Annotated in this window: 18 protein-coding genes; 8 read left to right on the forward strand and 10 right to left on the reverse strand. The window is 69.7% G+C overall.

Translation table 11 applies throughout. From position 1 onward, the window contains the following. Nucleotides 1-206 precede the first annotated feature (206 nt). Genes PWF70_RS15280 through PWF70_RS15290 form a run of 3 tightly spaced genes read left to right on the forward strand, consistent with a single transcriptional unit; the run spans nucleotide 207 to nucleotide 3,447 of the window. Nucleotides 207-878, forward strand: coding sequence for a GNAT family N-acetyltransferase (locus PWF70_RS15280; RefSeq protein ID WP_035752678.1), 672 nt, complete (start codon nucleotides 207-209; stop codon nucleotides 876-878). Between the two features lie 46 nt (nucleotides 879-924). Further along, entirely contained in the window at nucleotides 925-2,538 is a 1,614-nt protein-coding gene (locus PWF70_RS15285) for a phytoene desaturase family protein (protein ID WP_035752679.1), read from the forward strand. Between the two features lie 12 nt (nucleotides 2,539-2,550). Next, the gene (locus PWF70_RS15290) at nucleotides 2,551-3,447 is read left to right on the forward strand and encodes an LppM family (lipo)protein (protein WP_035752681.1); all 897 of its coding nucleotides are present in this window, start codon (nucleotides 2,551-2,553) and stop codon (nucleotides 3,445-3,447) included. A 24-nt stretch (nucleotides 3,448-3,471) separates the two neighbouring features. Here PWF70_RS15290 and PWF70_RS15295 read toward each other — a convergent pair whose 3' ends face one another. Continuing rightward, nucleotides 3,472-4,449 (reverse strand): methylenetetrahydrofolate reductase, encoded by a 978-nt coding sequence (locus PWF70_RS15295; protein ID WP_035752683.1) that lies wholly within the window; start codon nucleotides 4,447-4,449, stop codon nucleotides 3,472-3,474. An 11-nt stretch (nucleotides 4,450-4,460) separates the two neighbouring features. On the opposite strand from PWF70_RS15295, the gene PWF70_RS15300 reads away from it, so the two are divergent. Together PWF70_RS15300 and PWF70_RS15305 are read left to right on the forward strand one after the other, a co-directional pair. Continuing rightward, nucleotides 4,461-5,609 (forward strand): polyprenyl synthetase family protein, encoded by a 1,149-nt coding sequence (locus PWF70_RS15300; RefSeq protein WP_035752684.1) that lies wholly within the window; start codon nucleotides 4,461-4,463, stop codon nucleotides 5,607-5,609. After that, nucleotides 5,606-7,192 (forward strand): alpha-(1->6)-mannopyranosyltransferase A, encoded by a 1,587-nt coding sequence (locus PWF70_RS15305; protein ID WP_035752685.1) that lies wholly within the window; start codon nucleotides 5,606-5,608, stop codon nucleotides 7,190-7,192. Before PWF70_RS15300 ends, PWF70_RS15305 begins: the two co-directional genes overlap by 4 nt. On the opposite strand, the gene PWF70_RS15310 is transcribed toward PWF70_RS15305, so the two are convergent. Next, entirely contained in the window at nucleotides 7,161-7,526 is a 366-nt protein-coding gene (locus tag PWF70_RS15310) for an Rv2175c family DNA-binding protein (protein WP_035752774.1), read from the reverse strand. The genes PWF70_RS15305 and PWF70_RS15310 overlap by 32 nt on opposite strands. A gap of 137 nt (nucleotides 7,527-7,663) precedes the next feature. Here PWF70_RS15310 and PWF70_RS15315 point away from each other — a divergent pair, with 137 nt between their 5' ends. Next, nucleotides 7,664-8,911 carry a protein kinase domain-containing protein gene (locus PWF70_RS15315; protein ID WP_035752687.1) on the forward strand — a complete coding sequence of 416 codons (1,248 nt, stop codon included), beginning with the start codon at nucleotides 7,664-7,666 and terminating at the stop codon, nucleotides 8,909-8,911. A 3-nt stretch (nucleotides 8,912-8,914) separates the two neighbouring features. On the opposite strand, the gene PWF70_RS15320 is transcribed toward PWF70_RS15315, so the two are convergent. Both PWF70_RS15320 and PWF70_RS15325 read right to left on the reverse strand, forming a co-directional pair. Next, on the reverse strand, nucleotides 8,915-10,312 hold the full coding sequence (locus PWF70_RS15320; RefSeq protein ID WP_006356857.1) for a class II 3-deoxy-7-phosphoheptulonate synthase: 1,398 nt from the start codon (nucleotides 10,310-10,312) through the stop codon (nucleotides 8,915-8,917). Between the two features lie 41 nt (nucleotides 10,313-10,353). Beyond that, nucleotides 10,354-10,848 carry a polyadenylate-specific 3'-exoribonuclease AS gene (locus PWF70_RS15325; protein WP_006356856.1) on the reverse strand — a complete coding sequence of 165 codons (495 nt, stop codon included), beginning with the start codon at nucleotides 10,846-10,848 and terminating at the stop codon, nucleotides 10,354-10,356. Between the two features lie 135 nt (nucleotides 10,849-10,983). Here PWF70_RS15325 and PWF70_RS15330 point away from each other — a divergent pair, with 135 nt between their 5' ends. Next, on the forward strand, nucleotides 10,984-12,576 hold the full coding sequence (locus PWF70_RS15330; protein ID WP_006356855.1) for a glycosyltransferase 87 family protein: 1,593 nt from the start codon (nucleotides 10,984-10,986) through the stop codon (nucleotides 12,574-12,576). Between the two features lie 124 nt (nucleotides 12,577-12,700). On the opposite strand, the gene PWF70_RS15335 is transcribed toward PWF70_RS15330, so the two are convergent. The 6 genes from PWF70_RS15335 to PWF70_RS15360 form a co-directional block, all read right to left on the reverse strand. Continuing rightward, nucleotides 12,701-13,408, reverse strand: a complete 708-nt coding sequence (locus PWF70_RS15335; protein WP_006356854.1) for a lysophospholipid acyltransferase family protein — start codon at nucleotides 13,406-13,408, stop codon at nucleotides 12,701-12,703. A gap of 137 nt (nucleotides 13,409-13,545) precedes the next feature. Beyond that, nucleotides 13,546-14,550, reverse strand: coding sequence for an ROK family protein (locus PWF70_RS15340; RefSeq protein ID WP_006356853.1), 1,005 nt, complete (start codon nucleotides 14,548-14,550; stop codon nucleotides 13,546-13,548). Continuing rightward, entirely contained in the window at nucleotides 14,550-14,984 is a 435-nt protein-coding gene (locus PWF70_RS15345) for a hypothetical protein (protein WP_006356852.1), read from the reverse strand. The genes PWF70_RS15340 and PWF70_RS15345 overlap by 1 nt, the downstream gene beginning before the upstream one ends. Nucleotides 14,985-15,164: 180 nt before the next feature. Beyond that, nucleotides 15,165-16,358: an ArsA family ATPase gene (locus PWF70_RS15350; protein ID WP_035752690.1), complete on the reverse strand. Its 1,194-nt coding sequence runs from the start codon at nucleotides 16,356-16,358 to the stop codon at nucleotides 15,165-15,167. A 20-nt stretch (nucleotides 16,359-16,378) separates the two neighbouring features. Further along, entirely contained in the window at nucleotides 16,379-16,816 is a 438-nt protein-coding gene (locus PWF70_RS15355) for an SRPBCC family protein (RefSeq protein WP_035752692.1), read from the reverse strand. Then, a complete protein-coding gene (locus PWF70_RS15360) occupies nucleotides 16,816-17,259 on the reverse strand; it encodes a hypothetical protein (protein WP_035752694.1) in 444 nt (147 codons plus the stop codon). The genes PWF70_RS15355 and PWF70_RS15360 overlap by 1 nt, the downstream gene beginning before the upstream one ends. Before the next feature lie 108 nt (nucleotides 17,260-17,367). On the opposite strand from PWF70_RS15360, the gene PWF70_RS15365 reads away from it, so the two are divergent. Next, on the forward strand, nucleotides 17,368-19,176 hold the full coding sequence (locus PWF70_RS15365) for an AMP-dependent synthetase/ligase (RefSeq protein ID WP_035752697.1): 1,809 nt from the start codon (nucleotides 17,368-17,370) through the stop codon (nucleotides 19,174-19,176). The last annotated feature ends 67 nt before the right edge of the window (nucleotides 19,177-19,243 follow it).

Raw genomic sequence — 19,243 nt, forward strand, 5'->3', positions numbered from 1 at the left:
GAACACCCGTTCGACACGTTCAATATAGCTAGCGGCGCGCGTCTCTTCAAGGCGTGGGTCCGCGCCCGCATCCTTCTTCAACACCGGGTCCCGCGACCCGATTCCGCGGAGTCCGCCGTACCGAGAGGACAGTCACGCCAGATGGTCGGAGAACGCATGGCCGGGGCGGTGCGGGCCCGCTCGGTGAACCCGGAAGCGACCCGACGTTGACGCTCCGGCTGGTGAACCTCAGTGGTCAGGACTCCCGCGTGTGGCTGGAGCCCGCTCTCGACGTCTACGTGACCGCGATGGGATATCCCCGCGGGACCGAGATGCATCGAGCGTCTCTGTGGCGCGAGCACATCGCCCGGCCGGGCTGGCGCGCGATCGGCGCGGTCGCCACCCTGCCCCCGCACGAGGCGCAGTCGATGCCGACGTCCCGTCGCCGGGTCGGACCGCCGGTGGGTACGGGTCCCGACGACGTCCTGGTCGGCATCGCGTACGGCTACACCGGCGCGACCGGACAGTGGTGGAATCAGCAGCTCCGGCTCGGGCTGCGGCAGACCGGACGCTCGCCCGCGGACATCGAGATGATCGCCCGGGACTACTTCGAGCTAACCGAGCTCCACGTTCATCCCACCGCACAGGGACGCGGCATCGGACAGTTGCTGCTGGCACGGCTCCTCGCCGAGCGGCCCGAACGTCATGTCCTCCTGTCTACGCCGGAGATCCCCGCCGAACAGAACCGGGCGTGGTCGCTGTACCGGCGGATGGGCTTCACGGACGTGCTCCGGCATTTCACCTTCACCGGCGACCCCCGTCCGTTCGCGTTCCTCGGCCGTCCGTTGCCGCTGAATCTGCAACCGCCGCCCCCCGGTCCCCCACCATCCGGAAGATAGAGGGCATGGCACAGACAAAGACGACAGCGCACGGCACGGAACACGCATGAGCGGGCACGGGGAGCGGCGCGACGCGGTGGTCGTCGGCGGCGGCCACAACGGCCTGATCGCCGCGGCCTACCTCGCGAAGGCCGGTCGCGACGTCGAGGTCTTCGAACGCGACGACATCCCCGGCGGGGCGGTGTCGACCGTCGAACGTTTCCCGGGGCACCGCATCGATCGCGGTTCCTCGGCGCACCTGATGATCCGGCACTCCCCCGTTCTGGACGACCTCGACCTCGCCTCGCACGGACTCCGGTACGTCGACTGCGACCCCTGGGCCTTCGTGCCGGCGACCGACACGGCCCCGGCGATCGTTTTCCGCACCGATCTCGACGCCACGTGCGTCTCCATCGAACGATCTTGCGGCGCAAAGGATGCCGCGGCATACCGGCAGTTCGTCGAGACCTGGACGCCGCGCGCGCGGGCCGTCATGGACGTCTTCTACCGACCCGCGTCGATGGGACAGTTCGGGCGGGCGTTCGCCGGTCTCGGTTCGACGGCCACCACCGAACGCACCGGCCTGATCGGACGCCGCAGCGGCGCGATGCTGAATCTCACCGCCGAACTCATGGCGTCCGGCGACTCGCTCCTCGACCGATACTTCGACTCCGAACAGCTCAAGGCCGGGCTCGCCTGGTTCGGTGCGCAGTCGGGACCGCCGATGAACGCACCCGGCACCGCGCCGATGGTCGGGTTCGCCGCCCTGATGCATCTCATCCCGCCCGGCCGCGCGATCGGCGGCAGCGGTGCGCTGACCGATGCGCTCGTCCACCGCATCGGCGCCGACGGCGGCCGGATCGTGTGCGGGGACCCGGCCGTCTCGATCACCCGGTGCGGTGACCACTGGCGGGTGCAGACCGAATCCGGCGAGCGTCGGTGCACACCGACCGTGATCAACGCCTGCCACGTGCTGGCGACCCTGGACCTGCTGGCGGCGGGCGGTTTCGACGCCGGGACCATCGACCGCTGGCGACGCGACATCGTCGTCGGCAGCGGGATCGGGATGGCGGTGCGTCTCGGCACGACCGCGCTGCCCGTCTACCGCGACCTCCCCGACGACCTGCCCGTCCACGGCGTCCACTCGGCACTCGGCCTGCTGGTCACCGACCGTGCGCACCTGATCCGCGCGCACGCCGCTGCGGCGGTCGGTGTACTACCGCCGCGGCCCGCGGTGGTGGCGATGAGCTTCTCGGCGATCGACCCCACCCTCGCCCCGGAGGGCAGGCACGCGATCAACCTGTGGGCACAGTGGCACCCCTATCGGCTCGCCGGGGGCGACTGGTCGACGCTGGGGGCACAGGCGGCGGCCGCGGTCTGCGACGAAGTCGACCGTCATGCACCGGGTTTCGCGGAGTCCATCGCACACCGGTACATCCAGACCCCCGAGGATCTCGAGTCCGAGCTGGGCCTGATCGGCGGCAACATCATGCATGTCGAGATGTCGATCGACCAGATGTTCATGTGGCGACCGACCCCCGACCTGGCGGGCCATCGCGTCCCCGGCGCCGACGGACTGTTCCTGGCCGGGGCGTCGACCCACCCGGGCGGCGGGGTGACGGGCGCGAGCGGTTACATCGCCGGGCACGCCGCACTGCGTAGGAGACGTTTGTTCAGCTGAGCGTCTGGCACGATGAGCAGCGTGCGATTGTCGATTCCCGAGCAGGGTGCACCGAAGTCCTCCCGCGGTCAGTCCCGACCCCGCCGGCTGATGCCGCTGGCGGTGGCGGTCGTGACTCTCCTTCTGTCGCCGCTGATGGCCGGCTGCCTGGAGCGTTCGACGACGGTGGGCGATCGGTATTCGGGCAGTGTCATCGTCGCGACGTCACCGGACAATCCCCGTGGCGCTCCGCAGCTGGATCTCCCCGAGTCGATGATGGGGCAGGTCTCGGTGACCGAGTACAAGGAGACACCCGAGGAGTCGGCTGCCCCATCGGGGTCCGCCGACCGCGATGACCGCAGCGGGGACGCCGGGAACGGCGAGGAGGCGGTCACCCGCGTGGGCAGCCGCGCGAGTTTCTCCGATCTCACCGCCGGCCAGTTCGGCCAGCTCGGCGACATCATCGCCGACGCCTACGGCGACACCTCGCTGACGATGGACCTCACCGCCAAGCGCAGCGGCGAGGTGGTTCGTTTCCGCGGTGACACCGACCTGTCCGAACTCATCCCGGGTCGCGACTTCGTCCAGCTGACGGTCACCTTCGGCGGGCCGGTGACGGCGACCAACGGCGACCAGGTCGGCGAGTCGACGGTCACCTGGACCCCGGCTCCGGGCGAGCCGTCGGACTTCACCGCCGATGCCACCTACCCGGATCCCGCGACCGCCGCGGTCAGCAGCTGGTCCTGGTTCGTCGCCATCGTGTGTCTCATCGCGGTGCTGATCATCGCGCGGCTCGCCTATGCGAAGCGGTACCGCGGCCCGCGCCCGGGACGACCGGTCGCCACCAACACCGCACCGTCGACCCTGTCGGGTGAGGGACTCTCGGCGGCCGCTGACCCGAAGGCCTCGACAGCGCCCGAGAAGAGTTAGGACCCGAACAGCCAGGTTCCAGGGTCAGGCGGGGACGTGGAGCGCGGCGTCGACGTCCACGCCGAGGCGGCCGAGTACCTCTGAAGTCGCCTTGGCGAAGTTGAGGCTGCAGAAGTGCAGGCACGGTGCGCCCTCGGCGATGAGCCGTTCCGCGGTCTCGGTGGCGAAGTCGATGCCGACGGCGCGAACCGTCGCACGATCCTCCTCGGGACCATCGCCCGCGGCCTTGGTGAATCGCTCCACCACCTTCGGCGGGATCACCGAACCGGACAGCTCGGCCATGCGCTTGATGCTGGCCAGCGACGTCACCGGCATGATGCCCGGGATGATCGGCTTGGCACCCTGCTCGGGGTCGGCGGCCTGCACCCGGTCGCGCAGACGCAGGTAGTCCTCGACGTCGAAGAACATCTGGGTGATCGAGTACTCGGCACCCGCGCGGAGCTTGTTCACCAGGTTGCGGGTGTCGTGCTCGAGGTCGGGGGCACGGTGGTGGCCCTCCGGGAACGACGCCACCCCGACGTGGAAGTCGCCGAGGGTGTCGATGAGATGGACCAGCTCCTCGGCGTATTCGACGCCCTCGGGATGGGCGATCCACTCGCCGAGCGGATCGCCCGGCGGGTCGCCGCGCAACGCGAGGATGTTCGCGATGCCCTGATCGGCGTACGCGCCGACGAGTGCGCGCAGTTCGGCGATGCTGTGGTTGACGGCGGTCAGGTGCGCCACCGGCAGCAGGGTGGTCTGGGCGGCGAGTTCGCCGGTGATGCGGACCGTGCGGTCGCGCGTCGAACCGCCGGCACCGTAGGTCATCGACACGAAGGCCGGGGACAACCGCTCGAAGATCCGCACCGCGCGCCACAGCCGGGCTTCGCCTTCGGCGTCGCGCGGGGGCATGAACTCGACGGAGAACGGCACCGGTCCACGGTGCGGGGCGGACAGGCGTTCGACGATCGAGGGTGCCGGAGCGGTTGGGGTCACCCGAACAGTGTAGATAGCGATTCGCATAGCCTGGCAGGGTGACCTCCGCCTCCCCCACGCCGACCTCGCTCGATGCGGTCCCGGCGGCCGTCGAGACCGAATTGCGCAGTTTCTTCGACGTCGCGGTCCCCGCCGCGGCCGAGATCGCCCCGGTGGTCGGCACCGCGGCCGAACTGGTCCGCGACTTCGTCCTGCAGGGCGGCAAGCGCATCCGGCCGGTCTTCGCCTTCGCCGGATGGCGGTGCGGTATGACCGAATCGGGTCGCGCCGACTCCGACGCGGCGTCGAGCGTCGGCCGTGAGGCTCGCGACGCCCTGCGGGTGGGTGCGGCCCTCGAACTCGTGCAGGCGTGCGCCCTGATCCACGACGACATCATCGATCAGTCCGACACCCGGCGCGGGCACCCGACGCTGCACCGTGTCTTCCAGTCGCGGCATGCCGCCGCCTCCTGGGCCGGCGACGCCGCCGGCCACGGGGTGGCCGCGGCGATCCTGGCCGGAGACCTCGCGCTCGCGTGGGCCGACGACCTCGTGCACGATCATCGGCCGGGGGTTTCGGACACCTCCCGGTACCGCGCTCTCCCGCCGGCCGTCGGCGCCACCTGGGCGGCGATGCGCACCGAGGTGCTCGGCGGCCAGTTCCTCGACATCGTGAACGAGGCCAGCGGCGACGACTCGGCAGCCGCCGCGTATCGCGTGATGGAGTTCAAGACCGCCGCCTATACGGTGGCCCGCCCGCTCGAGCTCGGGGCACGTCTCGCCGGGGCGTCGGAGATTCTGGTCGCGACGCTGCGGAAGATCGGGCACGACCTCGGTATCGCCTTCCAGTTGCGCGACGATCAGCTCGGCGTTTTCGGCGACCCCGAGCGGACCGGCAAGCCGTCGGGTGACGACCTGGTCTCGGGCAAGCGCACGGCTCTCCTGGCCACCGCCCTACGACGCGCCGACGACTCCGACCCCGCCCTCGGGAACCGCTTGCGGGACTTCATCGGTCGCCCGCTCGACGAGGACGAACTCGGCTCCGCGCGAGCGCTTCTCGTCGACGTCGGCGCGGTCGCCGAGATGGAGGGCCAGATCGACGACCTCCTCGGCGCCGCCCTCGGCGCACTGGACACCGCCGACATCGGCGACGACATCCGCAGCGAACTCACCGCGGTCGCCCACCGGACCGCGCATCGCGAGGCGTGAACTCCCGCGTGAAGGCATCGACTCCGACGCCCACTCGCCCGGACGTCGCTGACCGGACCGCACGCGGCGATCTGATCACCGGCGCAATCGGCGCGATTCTGGTGTGCGTGGGCAGTTTCGGCGTCGGCGACCCGCCCCGCAACACGACGACACTCGCCGACCTGGGACTCAGCTGGATCACCTACGGTCACGGCAAGAACCTCTTCGGTACCTTCTTCTGGCTCGGCGTCTTCCTCATGGTGTTCGCCTGGGTCCGGCTCGGCCGTCGGATCGCCCGGGGGGCCGCGGACCCCCCGTCCGTCCGGACCCTGCAGCGATGGCTGCTCGTCTGGGCGGCGCCGCTGCTCGTGGCCGTGCCGGTCTACAGCCGCGACGTCTACGCCTACCTCGCGCAGGGGGCGGTGTTCGGTGCCGGGTTCAACCCCTACGCCGACGGTCCGGCCCACCATCCGGGCCCGCTCGTCGACAGCATGGCCACGGTCTGGGCCACCACCACGGCGCCGTACGGGCCGTTCACCATGGGTCTGTTGCGCGTCGTCACCGAGGTGACCGGCGACCACGTCGTCGCGGGCATCCTCGCGGTGCGACTCGTCCTCCTACCCGGACTGTTCTTGTCGCTGTGGGCGATCCCGCGACTCGCACGCCATTTCGGCGCCTCGCCACAGGCGGGACTGTGGCTGGCGCTGTTCAATCCGATGGTCCTCATCCATCTCGTCGCGGGACCCCACGTCGAACTCCTGATGGCCGGCGTGCTGACCACCGGTGTCGTCCTGGTCGTCAGTGGACGGCACGTCGCCGGCACCGCGGTCCTCGCGCTCGCCGTGTCGATCAAGATCACCGCCGGGATCGCGGTGCCGTTCGTGCTCTGGATCTGGCTGTCCCACATACGCTCCCGCCGGCAGGTGACCGCCCGCGACGTCGTCGGCGTCTTCGCCGCGATCGTCGGCATCTCGGTTGCGGTGTTCGGACTCTGGACCCTGCTGGTGGGCCTGGGATTGGGCTGGCTGACGGGACTGGGCTGGGCCGACGTGATCATCAACTGGTTCACCATCCCGACCTTCGTCGCGCATCTCGTCACGCTGGTCGCCGCACCGTTCGTCGCACTCAATCTGCAACCGGTGCTGGAGATCACGCGCGCGATCGGGTCCGTGGTCCTCGCGATCACCCTCGTCGCCCTGTGGTGGCGTCACCGGCGCAACGAGAGGGATGCGGTCGCCGGGATGGCGTGGGCGATGCTGGCCGTGCTCCTGCTCGAGCCGTCCACGCTCCCCTGGTATTACACGTGGGCGCTGGCGATCGCGGTGGCGTTCACCCTCCCGCCGTGGGCGCGCGCGACCGTGGTCGGAGCGTCGACGTTCATGCTCATCGTGTTCCAGCCGGACGACGCGATCGTCTTCTACAAGCCCTTCGAACTCACGCTGGCGTTCCTGCTCGCGGGACTCGCCGCCTGGTCGCTGCTGCGTCCGGACCCCTTGCGGCTCGGCCGGTTCGGCCGATGGGCGTGGGGCGCGGACCGGACCGGCGCACCGGAGGAACCGGCGGCCGGCGAGGTCAGAAAGCCTGAGCCTGCGCCCGGCGGATGACCTCGCGGGCGGAGTCGGTGTGCAGCGCCGCGGCCGGATACAGGTCGAGGTCTTCGTGCACGGTGAACAACCAGTTCATCGCCTCGTCGCGGGTGAAACCGCCGTCGAGCAGGACCCCGACGAGACCGTAGAAGTGTTTGACGACGCCCTCGTCGTCGAAGAACACCGCCGGAATGACCGGATGCCCACCGCGGGAGACGGCGAGCAGGTTGTGGTCGCGGATGAGTGTGCGCACCCGGTTGGTTGACACCGCGAGCCGGTCGGCGACCTCGTCGACCGACAGCATCTCGACATCAGCGGACAGGGTGTCAGGCGACAACGGAATGGAACCCACGGGGAGAAGCGTAGCCGTACATCCGGGCACGATGAAACCGTCGATCTCCGCGCGCGGTGTCGCGACCGCCGACACCCGGGGTGGGTCACACGCGGTGATGACGCCGACGGTCTGGTCCTGCAGGTAGATTCAGCGGGGTGAACTCCCCCGTCGACCCGATGCTCGGGACCGTCCTCGAGGACCGGTATCGCATCGACGCCCCCATCGCGCGGGGCGGAATGTCGGCGGTCTACCTCGGTGTCGACCTCCGGCTCGGACGCGAGGTCGCGGTCAAGGTGATGGACTCCCGGTACTCGGGCGACCCGCAGTTCCTGCGCCGCTTCGAGTTCGAGGCGCGTGCGGTCGCCGGCCTCAAACACCCGGGTCTCGTCGCGGTCTACGACCAGGGCATCGACAACGGCATCGCCTTCCTGGTCATGGAACTCGTCGACGGCGGCAGCCTTCGTGAGCTCCTCCGCGAACGAGGTCCGATGCCGCCGCATGCGGTGGTCGCCGTCGCCGAACCCGTGCTCGGCGGCCTCGGGACGGCGCATGCCGCGGGCCTCGTTCACCGCGACGTCAAGCCGGAGAACGTGCTGATCTCCGACGCCGGCGAGGTCAAGGTCGCCGACTTCGGTCTCGTACGCGCCGTCGCCGAGGCAGGGGTCACCTCGGCCAGCGTCATCCTCGGCACCGCCGCCTACCTGTCCCCCGAACAGGTCGAGTCCACCCACGCCGACGCCCGTAGCGACGTCTACTCCATGGGCGTGATGATGTTCGAATTGCTCACCGGCCGAACCCCTTTCCACGGGGACTCGCCGCTGTCACTGGCCTACCAGCGACTCACCTACGACGTCCCCGCCCCGGGTGACGTGATCGCCGGCGTCCCCGCGGAGTTCGACGAGATCGTGCTGCGCGCGACGGAACGCAATCCGGCCGACCGCTTCGCCGACGGTTTCGAGATGCAGCATGCGCTGCTCGCGGTCGCCGACGACCTCGACCTGCCGCCCTTCACGGTGCCCGCACCGAAGCGGTCCCGTGAGCGAGAGATGAAGTCGCGCTACCACGCAGCCGGTGCGGTCGGCCACGACACCCGGGTCCAGTCGGCTCCGGGGCCCTACGAGCCCGGATCGTCGTCGCCGGATTCCCCCGCGGCACCGGTCCGCCCGGTCGCCGGGGTCGGCGACGCGGATGATCGGCCCGCGCCCGCGCGTGGGCGCGAGAACCGGGCGGATTCACGGGGCCGAGGCGTCGTCGCCGCGCGCGACCAGGACCCGCTCGAACCCGACCTGAGCGGAGGCGGGCGACTGGGCGCGTTCCTGTGGATTCTCCTGGTGCTGTTGCTCGCCGTGGGCCTCGGTGCTGCCGGGTTCTGGGTCGGCAGCACCTATCTCACGATCGGCTGAACCTCAGCCGCGCAGCATCTCCGCGACGAGGAATGCCAGCTCCAGCGACTGCTGGGTGTTGAGGCGCGGGTCGCAGGCGGTCTCGTAGCGGCCGGCGAGGTCGAGATCCGAGATCTCCTGTGCGCCACCGAGACATTCGGTGACGTCCTCACCGGTCAGCTCGACGTGCACGCCACCGGGGTGGCTGCCGAGCGCGCGGTGGACCTCGAAGAAGCCCTGCACCTCGTCGACGATGCGGTCGAAGTGACGCGTCTTGAAGCCGGTCGACGCTTCGTGGGTGTTTCCGTGCATGGGGTCGCACTGCCAGATGACCTTGTGTCCGGTCGCCTCGACGGCGGCGACGATCGCCGGGAGCACCTCGCGCACCTTGCCGTTGCCCATGCGGGCCACGAGGGTCAGGCGGCCGGGGACGTTGTGCGGATCGAGACGCTCGACGTATTCGACGGCCTGCTCGGGCGTCGTCGTCGGACCGATCTTCACACCGATCGGGTTGTTGATCAGTTCGGCGAAGGCGATGTGCGCGCCGTCGAGCTGGCGGGTGCGCTCACCGATCCACAGGAAGTGTGCGGACAGGTCGTAGAGGACCTTTTCCTGCGCGTCCTTGTCCGGGGCGTCGGCGAGGCGCAGCATGGCGCGCTCGTAGTCGAGGACGAGCGCCTCGTGCGAGGCGAAGATCGACGCGGAGTGGAGGCTCGAGTCGGTGACGCCACAGGCGTCCATGAACCGCAGGCCGCGGTCGATCTCCGAGGCCAGTGCCTCGTAGCGGGCGCCGGCGGGCGAGGTCCGTACGAACTCGCGGTTCCAGTCGTGGACGCGGTGCAGGTCGGCCTCGGCCTGGGTGAGTGCCCGGACCAGGTTCATGGCCGCGGCCGCATTCGCATAGGCGCGCACCAGACGCGACGGATCGTGCTGGCGCACGGCCTCGTCGGCCGGGAACCCGTTGACCATGTCGCCGCGGTAGGACGGCAGGCCCAGGGCGTCGACGTTCGACGACCGCGGCTTGGCGTACTGACCGGCGATACGCGCGACCTTGACCACCGGCATGCTCGCGCCGTAGGTGAGGACGACGGCCATCTGCAGCAGCGTCCGGATGTTGGCCTTGATGTGGGGTTCGGTGTTGTCGGCGAAGGTCTCCGCACAGTCACCGCCCTGCAGCAGGAAGGCGCGTCCCTCGGCCACGTCGGCCAGCTGCGACGACAGCGACTGGACCTCGGCGGGCATGCAGATCGGCGGCACCGACTCCAGGACGGTGCGGATCTTGCGTGCTTCCTCGGCGGGCCAGCTCGGCTGTTGCAGCGCGGGGCGGCTCATCGCGTCGTCGAAACGCTCCTGGAGGCCACCGGGCAGCGGCGGCAGTTCGGGGAGTTCGTCGATAGGAACGTCTACGGTCCAGTTCACCACTGTTCCAGCGTAAAGCAGGCTCCCCGGCGATTTACGCGGGGTCAGCCACGCGGGTCGAGACGGGCCTTCTCGATCGCCTCCCAGCGCCGCAGGTTGTGTCGCGCGTCGCTCAGTGCGTCGTGGGCGTCGGACGGCGCCGGCGGGAGTGCGGGACGTCCGGCGGCCTCCCAGTGCTGGCGGAGTTCGCGGGTGAAACGCGGGATGGGACGGGGCAGCGCGGTCATCGGACCCCACATCTGGCACATGACGACGTGGTCGTAGGCACCGATCCACGCCCACAGTTCGATGTCGGTCCCGTCCGCGGTGAGGAACTCGAGGAGGTCCTCGCGGATGCGTCGACGGCCCTTCCAGACCGGCGACGACGGGGACGGCAGCTTGGGCAGCACGTTGGCGCGCACCCAGTCGCCCGCGCGGCCGGGGTCGAACTCGGTGGACACCGCGTAGAACTCACGGCCGTCCTCGCCGACGACCCCGATCGAGACCAGCTCGATGGTGTTTCCGTCTTCGATGAACTCCGAGTCGTAGAAGAACCGCATGGGGACAGTATTCACACCCGCCCCGGACGGCCTCGACGCGCGGCGAGATGGGGCGCGGATACGCGCCCGGACGAGTCACGTTTCGCCATTGCCGTCCTTTGCTGGCTACCCTGGTAATTCGTGCGCTCCAGGTCTGTGCTGGCGACCGCTCTCCTGGCGGCGTCGATCATCGCGCGGCTCGTCTGGGACACGCTGACCGTGAACGGCAGGAACTTCGTGGACCTGCACGTTTACCGCGACGGTTCGGCGGGTCTCGCCGACGGGTCGCTCTATTTGTTCACCTATTCCGGTGAGACGGACTTCGCGCTCCCCTTCACCTATCCGCCGTTCGCCGCGGTGGTCCTCTATCCCCTGTCGCTGATCCCGTGGGACGTCGTGGCGATCGGCTGGCAGCTCGCGACCTTCGCGGCCCTCTACGCGTGCGTGGTCCTCTCGCTCCGACTCTGCGGCCGCACCACCGACGTCCACGCGCTCGCCGCGCTGTGGACCGCACCGGCCATCTGGTGCGAACCGGTCCGGGTGACCCTGGACTACGGCCAGATCAACGTCTTCCTCATGCTCGGCACCCTGCTGGCGATCTCCTGGGCACGCCGCGCCGACGGGACCCCGAGCGAACGCGGTGTGCTCGCGGGTGGAGCGCTGATCGGTCTGATGGCCGGCATCAAGCTCACCCCGGCGATCAGCGGCCTCTGGTACCTCGTCGTCCGCAAGCCGTGGGGCGCGCTGTCGGCGGCGTTCGCCTTCGTCTTCACCGTCCTCGGCTGTCTGCTGCTCTTCCCGGAGGTCACCCGGACCTACTACGGCACCCTCTTCGGGGACGCCGAACGGATCGGCCCCGTCGAGGCGGTCATCAACCAGAGTCTGCGCGGGACGCTGTCGCGGTTCGTCGGCTTCGACGTCGGTACCGGCTGGATCTGGTTCCTCGGTGTCCTGGTCGCCACCGTGGTGGTCGTGTTCACCTGGCGCGCGGTGTCCGACGCGCTCGGCGTCCTGCTCGTCGTGCAGTTCTTCGGACTGCTGATCTCGCCCATCTCCTGGGTCCACCACTGGGTCTGGGTCGTTCCGCTGGGCATCTGGCTGGTGCACGGTGCAGGCGCCCGACGCCCCGGTGCCCGCGCGATCCTCGGTCTGTGGCTCGTGGTCGCCGGCCTCGGCATCCCGTGGATCCTGCGCGTCCTCATCGAATACGGCCCCGTGCCGCCTGCCGCCGTCGAGGCCGTGTTCGGCGCGGCCTGGACGATCGCCACGTTCGTCACGATGGGTTGGTTGATCGCGACCCGTTCCGCGCGCGGCGCCGCGGAGACCGACGACCGTCCGAAGGACGTGGTGGCCGCGGCCATCGTCGACGGCGGTCGGGTGCTGCTCGCCCAGCGCGCCCATCCGGCCGACCTCGCCGGCAAGTGGGAACTGCCCGGCGGCCGAGTCGAATCGGGCGAGACCCACGCGGCCGCCCTCGCCCGGGAGATTCGTGAAGAGCTCGGCGCCGAGGTCGAGGCGGGCGACGGTGTCGGGAAGCCGGTGACCCTGCCCAACGGCCTCGTCCTGCACGCCTACCGGGCACACCTCCGCGGCGGCACCCCGGTCGCGCTGGAACACCTTGACATGCAGTGGTTCACGGCCGACGAACTGCGCCGGCTCGACCTCGACGACGTCGTCCCCGCCGATCGCGACTGGATTCCCGAGCTGTGCGTCGTCCTCGACGAGGCGCGCGTGGGCGAAGCGGGATAGCCGGCTCGCTCTGTTGTTCCCTCAGCGCGAGCGCCCCTCGCTCCCTGAGGTGCGAGCGCAGCGCCCCCCTCGCTCCCTGAGGTGCGAGCGCAGCGAGCCTCGCAGGGCCGAACCGTATCCCTGCTCAGGCAGCGTCGGCGGCCGGCGACTCGACCGCCGGCGCCTTGTTCTTGAGGCTCGCGGCGTAGACGTCGACGTACTGCTGGCCGGAGAGCTGCATGAGCTCGTACATGATCTCGTCGGTGACGGCGCGCTCGATGTAGCGGTTGCCCTCCATGCCCTCGAAGCGGGAGAAGTCGAGGGGCTTGCCGATGCGCACGGTCACCTTGGTGGGGCGCGGGAGGACGGACCCGGGCGGGTTGAACTTGTGGGTGTCGATCATGGCGACCGGGATGACCGGCACGCCGGTGTCCATGGCCAGACGTGCGAGCCCGGTCTTGCCCTTGTACAGGCGGCCGTCGGGTGAGCGGGTGCCCTCCGGGTACATGCCCATCAGCTTGCCGCTGTCGAGCTGGCGGCGGGCTGCGGTGAGGGCGCCCTCGGCGGCGGCAGCGCCCGACCGGTCGATGGGGATCTGTCCGACCGCGGTGAAGAACCACCGCTGGAATGCACCCTTGAGTCCGGTGCCGGTGAAGTATTCGCTCTTGGCGAGGAAGTAGATGCGGCGGTCGACCATCAGCGGCAGGAAGAAGCTGTCCATCACCGCCAGGTGGTTGCTCGCGAGGATCGCGGGCCCGTCGGTCGGGATGTTCTCATGCCCTTCGATGGTCGGGCGACCGAGGACACGGAGGATCGGTCCCAGGAAGATGTACTTGAACGCCCAGTACCACATGAGACTCTCCTCGCCGCGCCACGAACTCGACCCGACGTCGCTGTCGACATCGGACCCCCACTGCCCGAACCCCTCACCCCTTGGTCCCGACATCAAGACCATACCTGCGTCGGACCGTACCGACCTCTCCGGTTTGGTCAGCGGGCGGCCGACGGCGGCGCAGACTGACTCGTCGCAGCCCGAAGTCCTTGGCGCGCAACCTCGGCCGCGCCGACGACGCCGGCCGTCTCGCCGAGCTGGGTGCCGCGGATGCGGGCGAGCTGACGGTGGCCGGCACCGGTGACCTGACGCGCGTAGTGTTCGCGGGCCTCGTCGAGGAACAGACCCGACGCCGCGCCGACGCCACCGGCCAGCACGATCAGGTCGGGGTCGAAGATGTCGGCGATCATCGCCAGCCCCTGCCCCAGGGAGGTCGCGAAGCGGGCGAAGGCCGCCAGGGCCACCGCGTCGCCGTCGGCGGCCGCACCCGCGACCCGGCGTCCGGTCAGTGAACCGGGGTCGGCGGCCACGTCGGCGGCGAGTTGGCTGCGTCCCCAGTCGCCGTTCACGGGCGCACCGTCGGCCAGCAGTTCGACCACCGTGTCGACCAGAGCCGTTCCGCTGCAATACCGTTCCCAGCAACCGCGTTTGCCGCAGGCGCAGGCGCGCCCGTCGGGGACGATCGTGAGATGTCCGAGTTCCGGTGCGACGCCGTAGCTCCCGCGGTAGATCTCGCCGTCGATCACGAACCCGGCGCCGATACCGGTACCGATGGCCAGCACCACGGTGTTGTGCCCGCGGGCGGCGGCACCGAACCGCACCTCCGCGACGGCCGCCGCGTTGGCGTCGTGTTCGGCGAACACCGGGATGCCGACGCGTCGGGTCATGTCCTCGGCCACGGGGGCCTCACGCCACGGCAGGTGGGGTGCGAACCGGACGATGCTGCGGTCGGTGGTGAGGAAGCCGGCGATCGCGAGCCCGACGGCCTTCGCGTCCCAGCGCGAGGTCAGCTCGCCGACGAGACGGTCCAGACAGTGTTCGAGGGCCTCGACCGTCGACGGGGTCTGGGCGCGCAGGGTGTCGAGCATCGTGCCGCGGTCGTCGACCACCGACGCCCGCACGCTGGTGCCGCCGATGTCGATCCCGATCGTCAGCTCACCCATCACTGCTCCTCGTCGGGTCCGCTGTGTGCGTCGGAGCGTCGGGAGGTGCCGATCCGGACCGCGATCGGCTCGTAGTGCCGGGGTTCGGAGACCATGCTGGGGGCTGACCGCAATGCTTCGGCGATGGCCTCGAGGACGGTGATGACCGCCGCGAGGAGCCGGGCGACGAGGTCACCGATCTCACTCAGCAGCGTGCTGATCTCCCCCGACGCACCGGCCAGCGCATGACCGACGGGTCCGTCGGTGCCGAACGCGGCGGCATACCCGGAGGCCGCGGCGGTCGCTTCCTGCCGACCACCTGCGAAGAGAGCTGCCAGCGCGTCGATCTGACCGGCCAACCCGAGTAAGAGGTCCCGGACCGGATCGCCCTGCGCAGCACCGCGGTCGTCACGACCGGGCCCGTCACCCCGTGACGTCCCCTCGTCCGTGCCCATTCGCGTTCTCTCCCCTCGCCGCTGGTACCCGGAGGCCTCATGCCGCTGGCTCCCGCCACCCTGGGTGGACGGGCGTCCCAGCACCGTACCGTGTGGCCGCCGACCGTGTGATCTCCACGAGTCTGTGTTCTCCACGAGCCGGGCGGTCTTCGAACCTACCCGGCGGCCGTGCGACGCCGACTACCGGCGCGGCCAGACCGCGGGGTCGGGGACGAAGCCGACGGTCAACCGCCCGTCCTCCCACGCCGCGTCGACGACGGTGCACCGGCGCAACACCGACGGCAGACGCACCGGATGGCGGAAGCCGGAGATCGTCACGAGCAGGTCGTCGCCGCTGCGCCCGAGGGCCAGCGAATCCGGTTCGGGCAGGCGTTGCGGCCACGACAACCGGAAGGCGGTCTCGGTCCCGGCGACGGTCTCCACGACCGACGCGGCCGAGCCGCGCGCGATGCCGTGCGGATCGGGCAGCCGGACCGCGAGCTTGCGCAGCCGGGCCATGCGATCGATCGTCTCGGCGGACCGGTCCACCAGGGCCACCCTTACGCCGCGGCAACCGTCGGGGCCGTCGAGCAACGCCTCGACGTGTGCGGCGAGGTCCTCGGGGGACTCCGCACCCACGCCACGGTTCACCTGGACCGACGTCAGCGGCAGTCCCATGACGTCGGCCCCGGCGACATAGTGATCCGCGAGGCGGCGGGCACGGTCGTCGGAGCCGAGCACCAGATGGACGGCAACCGCATGCGCGTCGGCGAACAGCTCTGCGACATCGGCACAGTCGCGGTCGATGGCGTCGACAGCGGCGGTCAGCTGGGCCATCACCGGCCGCTCGGACGCCGTCGCGAGGCGGCGGTGCCGCGGCCAGAAACGGTTGAGCGCCTGACTCAGGACAGATCCCCCGCGCAGGAACTGCAGCGGGTCGCCACACCCCGAACAGTCGACGATGATCCGTTGCCACCGACCGCTCGTCGCCTCGTCGCGGATGCGACGCAGCAGCAGGAAGTCGTCGATACCCGGAAGCGAGGTGAGCTCCGCGGCGTCGATGCCGGCGAGGGTCCCCACCCCGGGCAGGACGGCCTTGCTGCGGCCCGCGGTGTGCTCGAGGAGGTCGACGAACGCCGACCAGGTGCGCTCGGTCAGATCCAGTCGGTCGAGGGTCAGCAGGTGCAGGAACTTCGACACCGCCACCGGCTCACCGGGCTGCCGGTAGACCCGGGCCCAGTCGTGTACCGGCGACCAGCGGTCGATGGTGATGAGCAGCGTGTGCTGCTCCGGCCGGGTGACGGCATGACGGGAATCCCGAGGCGTGCTGGGCCGTTGGGAGGCCGCCGCGGCGGCGACAGCGGAGACACCGGAGCCTCCCGGACCGAGCACCACATGTATGGGTGTGAGATCGATCAGCCTTCGACCCTCTTCTTCAGGTCGTGCAGCGCGGCATCGGTGATCGCCTTCTCCGCACGGCGTTTCAGCTGTCCGATCATCGGCACCTGCAGATCGACCATGAGCTCATAGGTGACCTTGGTCGAGCCCGGGACCTGCTGGGTGAGGCTGTACCGACCGCGCTGGTCCTTCTGCAGATCGCTGGAGACCAGACGCCACGAGACCGAGGTCCCGTCCGGATCCCACTCGTAGGCAAGCACATACGTGTCCTGCAGGACACCGGCGTCGAGCACGAAGCGCACCTCTAGGGCACGCCCGGCGTCGTCGGTGCGCAGGACCTCGACCTCGCGCGCCGCGGTGACCCAGTCCGGGTAGTGCTCGAAGTCGGAGATGACGGCCAGGATGTCCTCGGCGTCTGCGCCGATGACGATGTCGCGTTCGGTGTGATCGGCCATCACACGGCCTCCGCGGTCTCGGCACCGGCGGCCGGACCGCCCACGTGCCGGCCCGCCTCGAGGAGCTGTTTCACCTCGAAGGACATGTCCTTGCCGGCGACCCGACGCCGCTTGTTCTCCTCCGCGAGCGCATCGGCACGGGCACGCGGGTCGTCGCCGCGTTCACCGGGCAGGGCCCGCGTAGGTTCCGCGTGGAGGAAGTAGTGCAGCACGAAGCCGTCGAGGACCGCTTCGTTCCAGATCTCCATCGTCCCGGCCACCGGTCCGTCGACACGCCACCGGACCCCTTGCTCCGCACGGTCTTCGGTGACCGCCAGACGAAGGTCGGGCCACCATCGCCGCCAGTTGGCGGGGTCGCCGACCACGGCAGCGGCCAGACGTGGTGCCGCGGCGACGAAAACCTCGTCGGCCACCTGGATGCTCGTCACGCCCACTAGCTTCACATACTCGCGTCGGCGCAGGGTAGTGCACCCGAACGGCAGTGGGGTGATCGTCGCGCTTTGCTGCAGGGATACGATCGGCAGAACGGCATCTACTGGAGGGTAACGACGATGAGTGAGTACAGCGTGCCAGCGAAGTTCTCGATCGCCGACGACGAGAACTGCACGAACATCATCTTCAACCTGGCGCAGCGATCACCTCAGCACGTCGTCTTCCGCCAGAAGCAGGGTGATGAGTGGGCACCCATCACCGCCGCCGATGCCGCAGCACGCGTCTCGTCGATCGCCAAGGGCCTGATCGCCTCCGGCATCAATCCCGGTGACCGCGTCGCACTTCTGTCGCGCACCCGCCTCGAGTGGAACCTCTTCGACTTCGCCATCTGGTCGGCCGGCGCTATCACCGTGCCGATCTACGACTCGTCGTCGGCAAGCCAGATCGAGTGGATTCTCCGCGATTCGGGCGCCGTCGCAATCGTGCTCGAGGACGACGCCCACCGTGCCGCCTTCGAATCCATCGACTCGTTGACCGAACCGGTCAAGGTCTTCCAGATCGACCGAGCCGACGCACCCGGTGCCGTCGACGAACTCGTGTCCACCGGCGCCGACGTCCACGACGACGAGGTGACCAAGCGCCGCTCGACCCTCGGGGCCGCCGATCCCGCCACCCTGATCTACACCTCGGGCACCACCGGCCGCCCCAAGGGATGCGAGCTGACCCATTCGAACATGCTGTCCGAGGTACGCGCGGTACTCGCCGGCGACATCCTCGACGACCTCATCAAGCGCGACGAGAAGCGCCTGCTGATGTTCCTTCCGCTGGCACACGTCCTGGCCCGTGCCATCACCCTCGTCGCGATCGAGGCTGGAGCCGAGGTCGGGCACACCAGCGACATCTCGACACTCGTCGACGAGTTCGCCGTCTTCAAACCGTCCCTCATTCTCTCGGTGCCGCGCGTGTTCGAGAAGGTCTACAACTCGGCTCGCCAGAAGGCGCACGACGGCGGCAAGGGCAAGATCTTCGACGCCGCCGCCGAGACCGCGATCTCCTACTCCGAGGCGCGCGAGAAGGGTCAGATCGGTCTGGTCCTCAAGGCCAAGCACGCCGTGTTCGACGCACTGGTCTACAAGAAGCTGCGCACCGCCCTGGGCGGCGAGTGCGGCATGGCGATCTCCGGCGGCGGCCCGCTCGGCGCGCGCCTGGGTCACTTCTTCTCCGGAGTCGGCATCCCGGTCTTCGAGGGTTACGGCCTCACCGAGACGACCGCCGCGTTCAGCGTGAACACCCCGTCGGCATGGAAGATCGGCACCGTCGGAAAGCCGTTGTCGGGCAACACCGTCCGGATCGGTGAGGACGGTGAGATCCTCCTCAAGGGCGGCGTCGTGTTCACCGAGTACTGGCAGAACCCGGAGGCGACGGCCTCCGCGATCGTCGACGGCTGGTTCCACACCGGCGATCTGGGCACCGTCGACGCCGACGGCTTCATCACCATCACCGGTCGCAAGAAAGAACTCATCGTGACCGCGGGCGGAAAGAACGTCTCCCCCGCCGGCCTCGAGGACGTCATCCGCGCCCACGCCCTCATCTCGCAGGCGATGGTCGTCGGAGATGCGAAGCCGTTCGTGGCCGCACTCATCACCATCGACCCGGAGGCCTTCCCGGCGTGGAAGGAGCGCAACGGCAAGCCCGCCGATGCCGAGGTCGCCGACCTCATCGACGACGCCGAGCTCGTCGCCGAGGTCCAGGCGGCCGTCGACTCGGCCAACAAGACCGTCTCGAGCGCCGAGGGGATCAAGAAGTTCCGCATCCTGCCGTCGGACTTCACCGAGGAGACCGGCGAGATGACGCCGACACTCAAGGTCAAGCGCAACGTGGTCGTCGAGAAGTTCTCCGACGACATCGAGGCGATCTACCAGCGATGAGACGCGCCGCCGCCCTCCCGGCGGCGGCGTTCTGACTCCGGTGTCGGGGCGTTCGATACCCGGCACC

The organism is Gordonia sp. Swx-4, assembly GCF_030316175.1.
Taxonomy (GTDB): domain Bacteria; phylum Actinomycetota; class Actinomycetes; order Mycobacteriales; family Mycobacteriaceae; genus Gordonia; species Gordonia alkanivorans.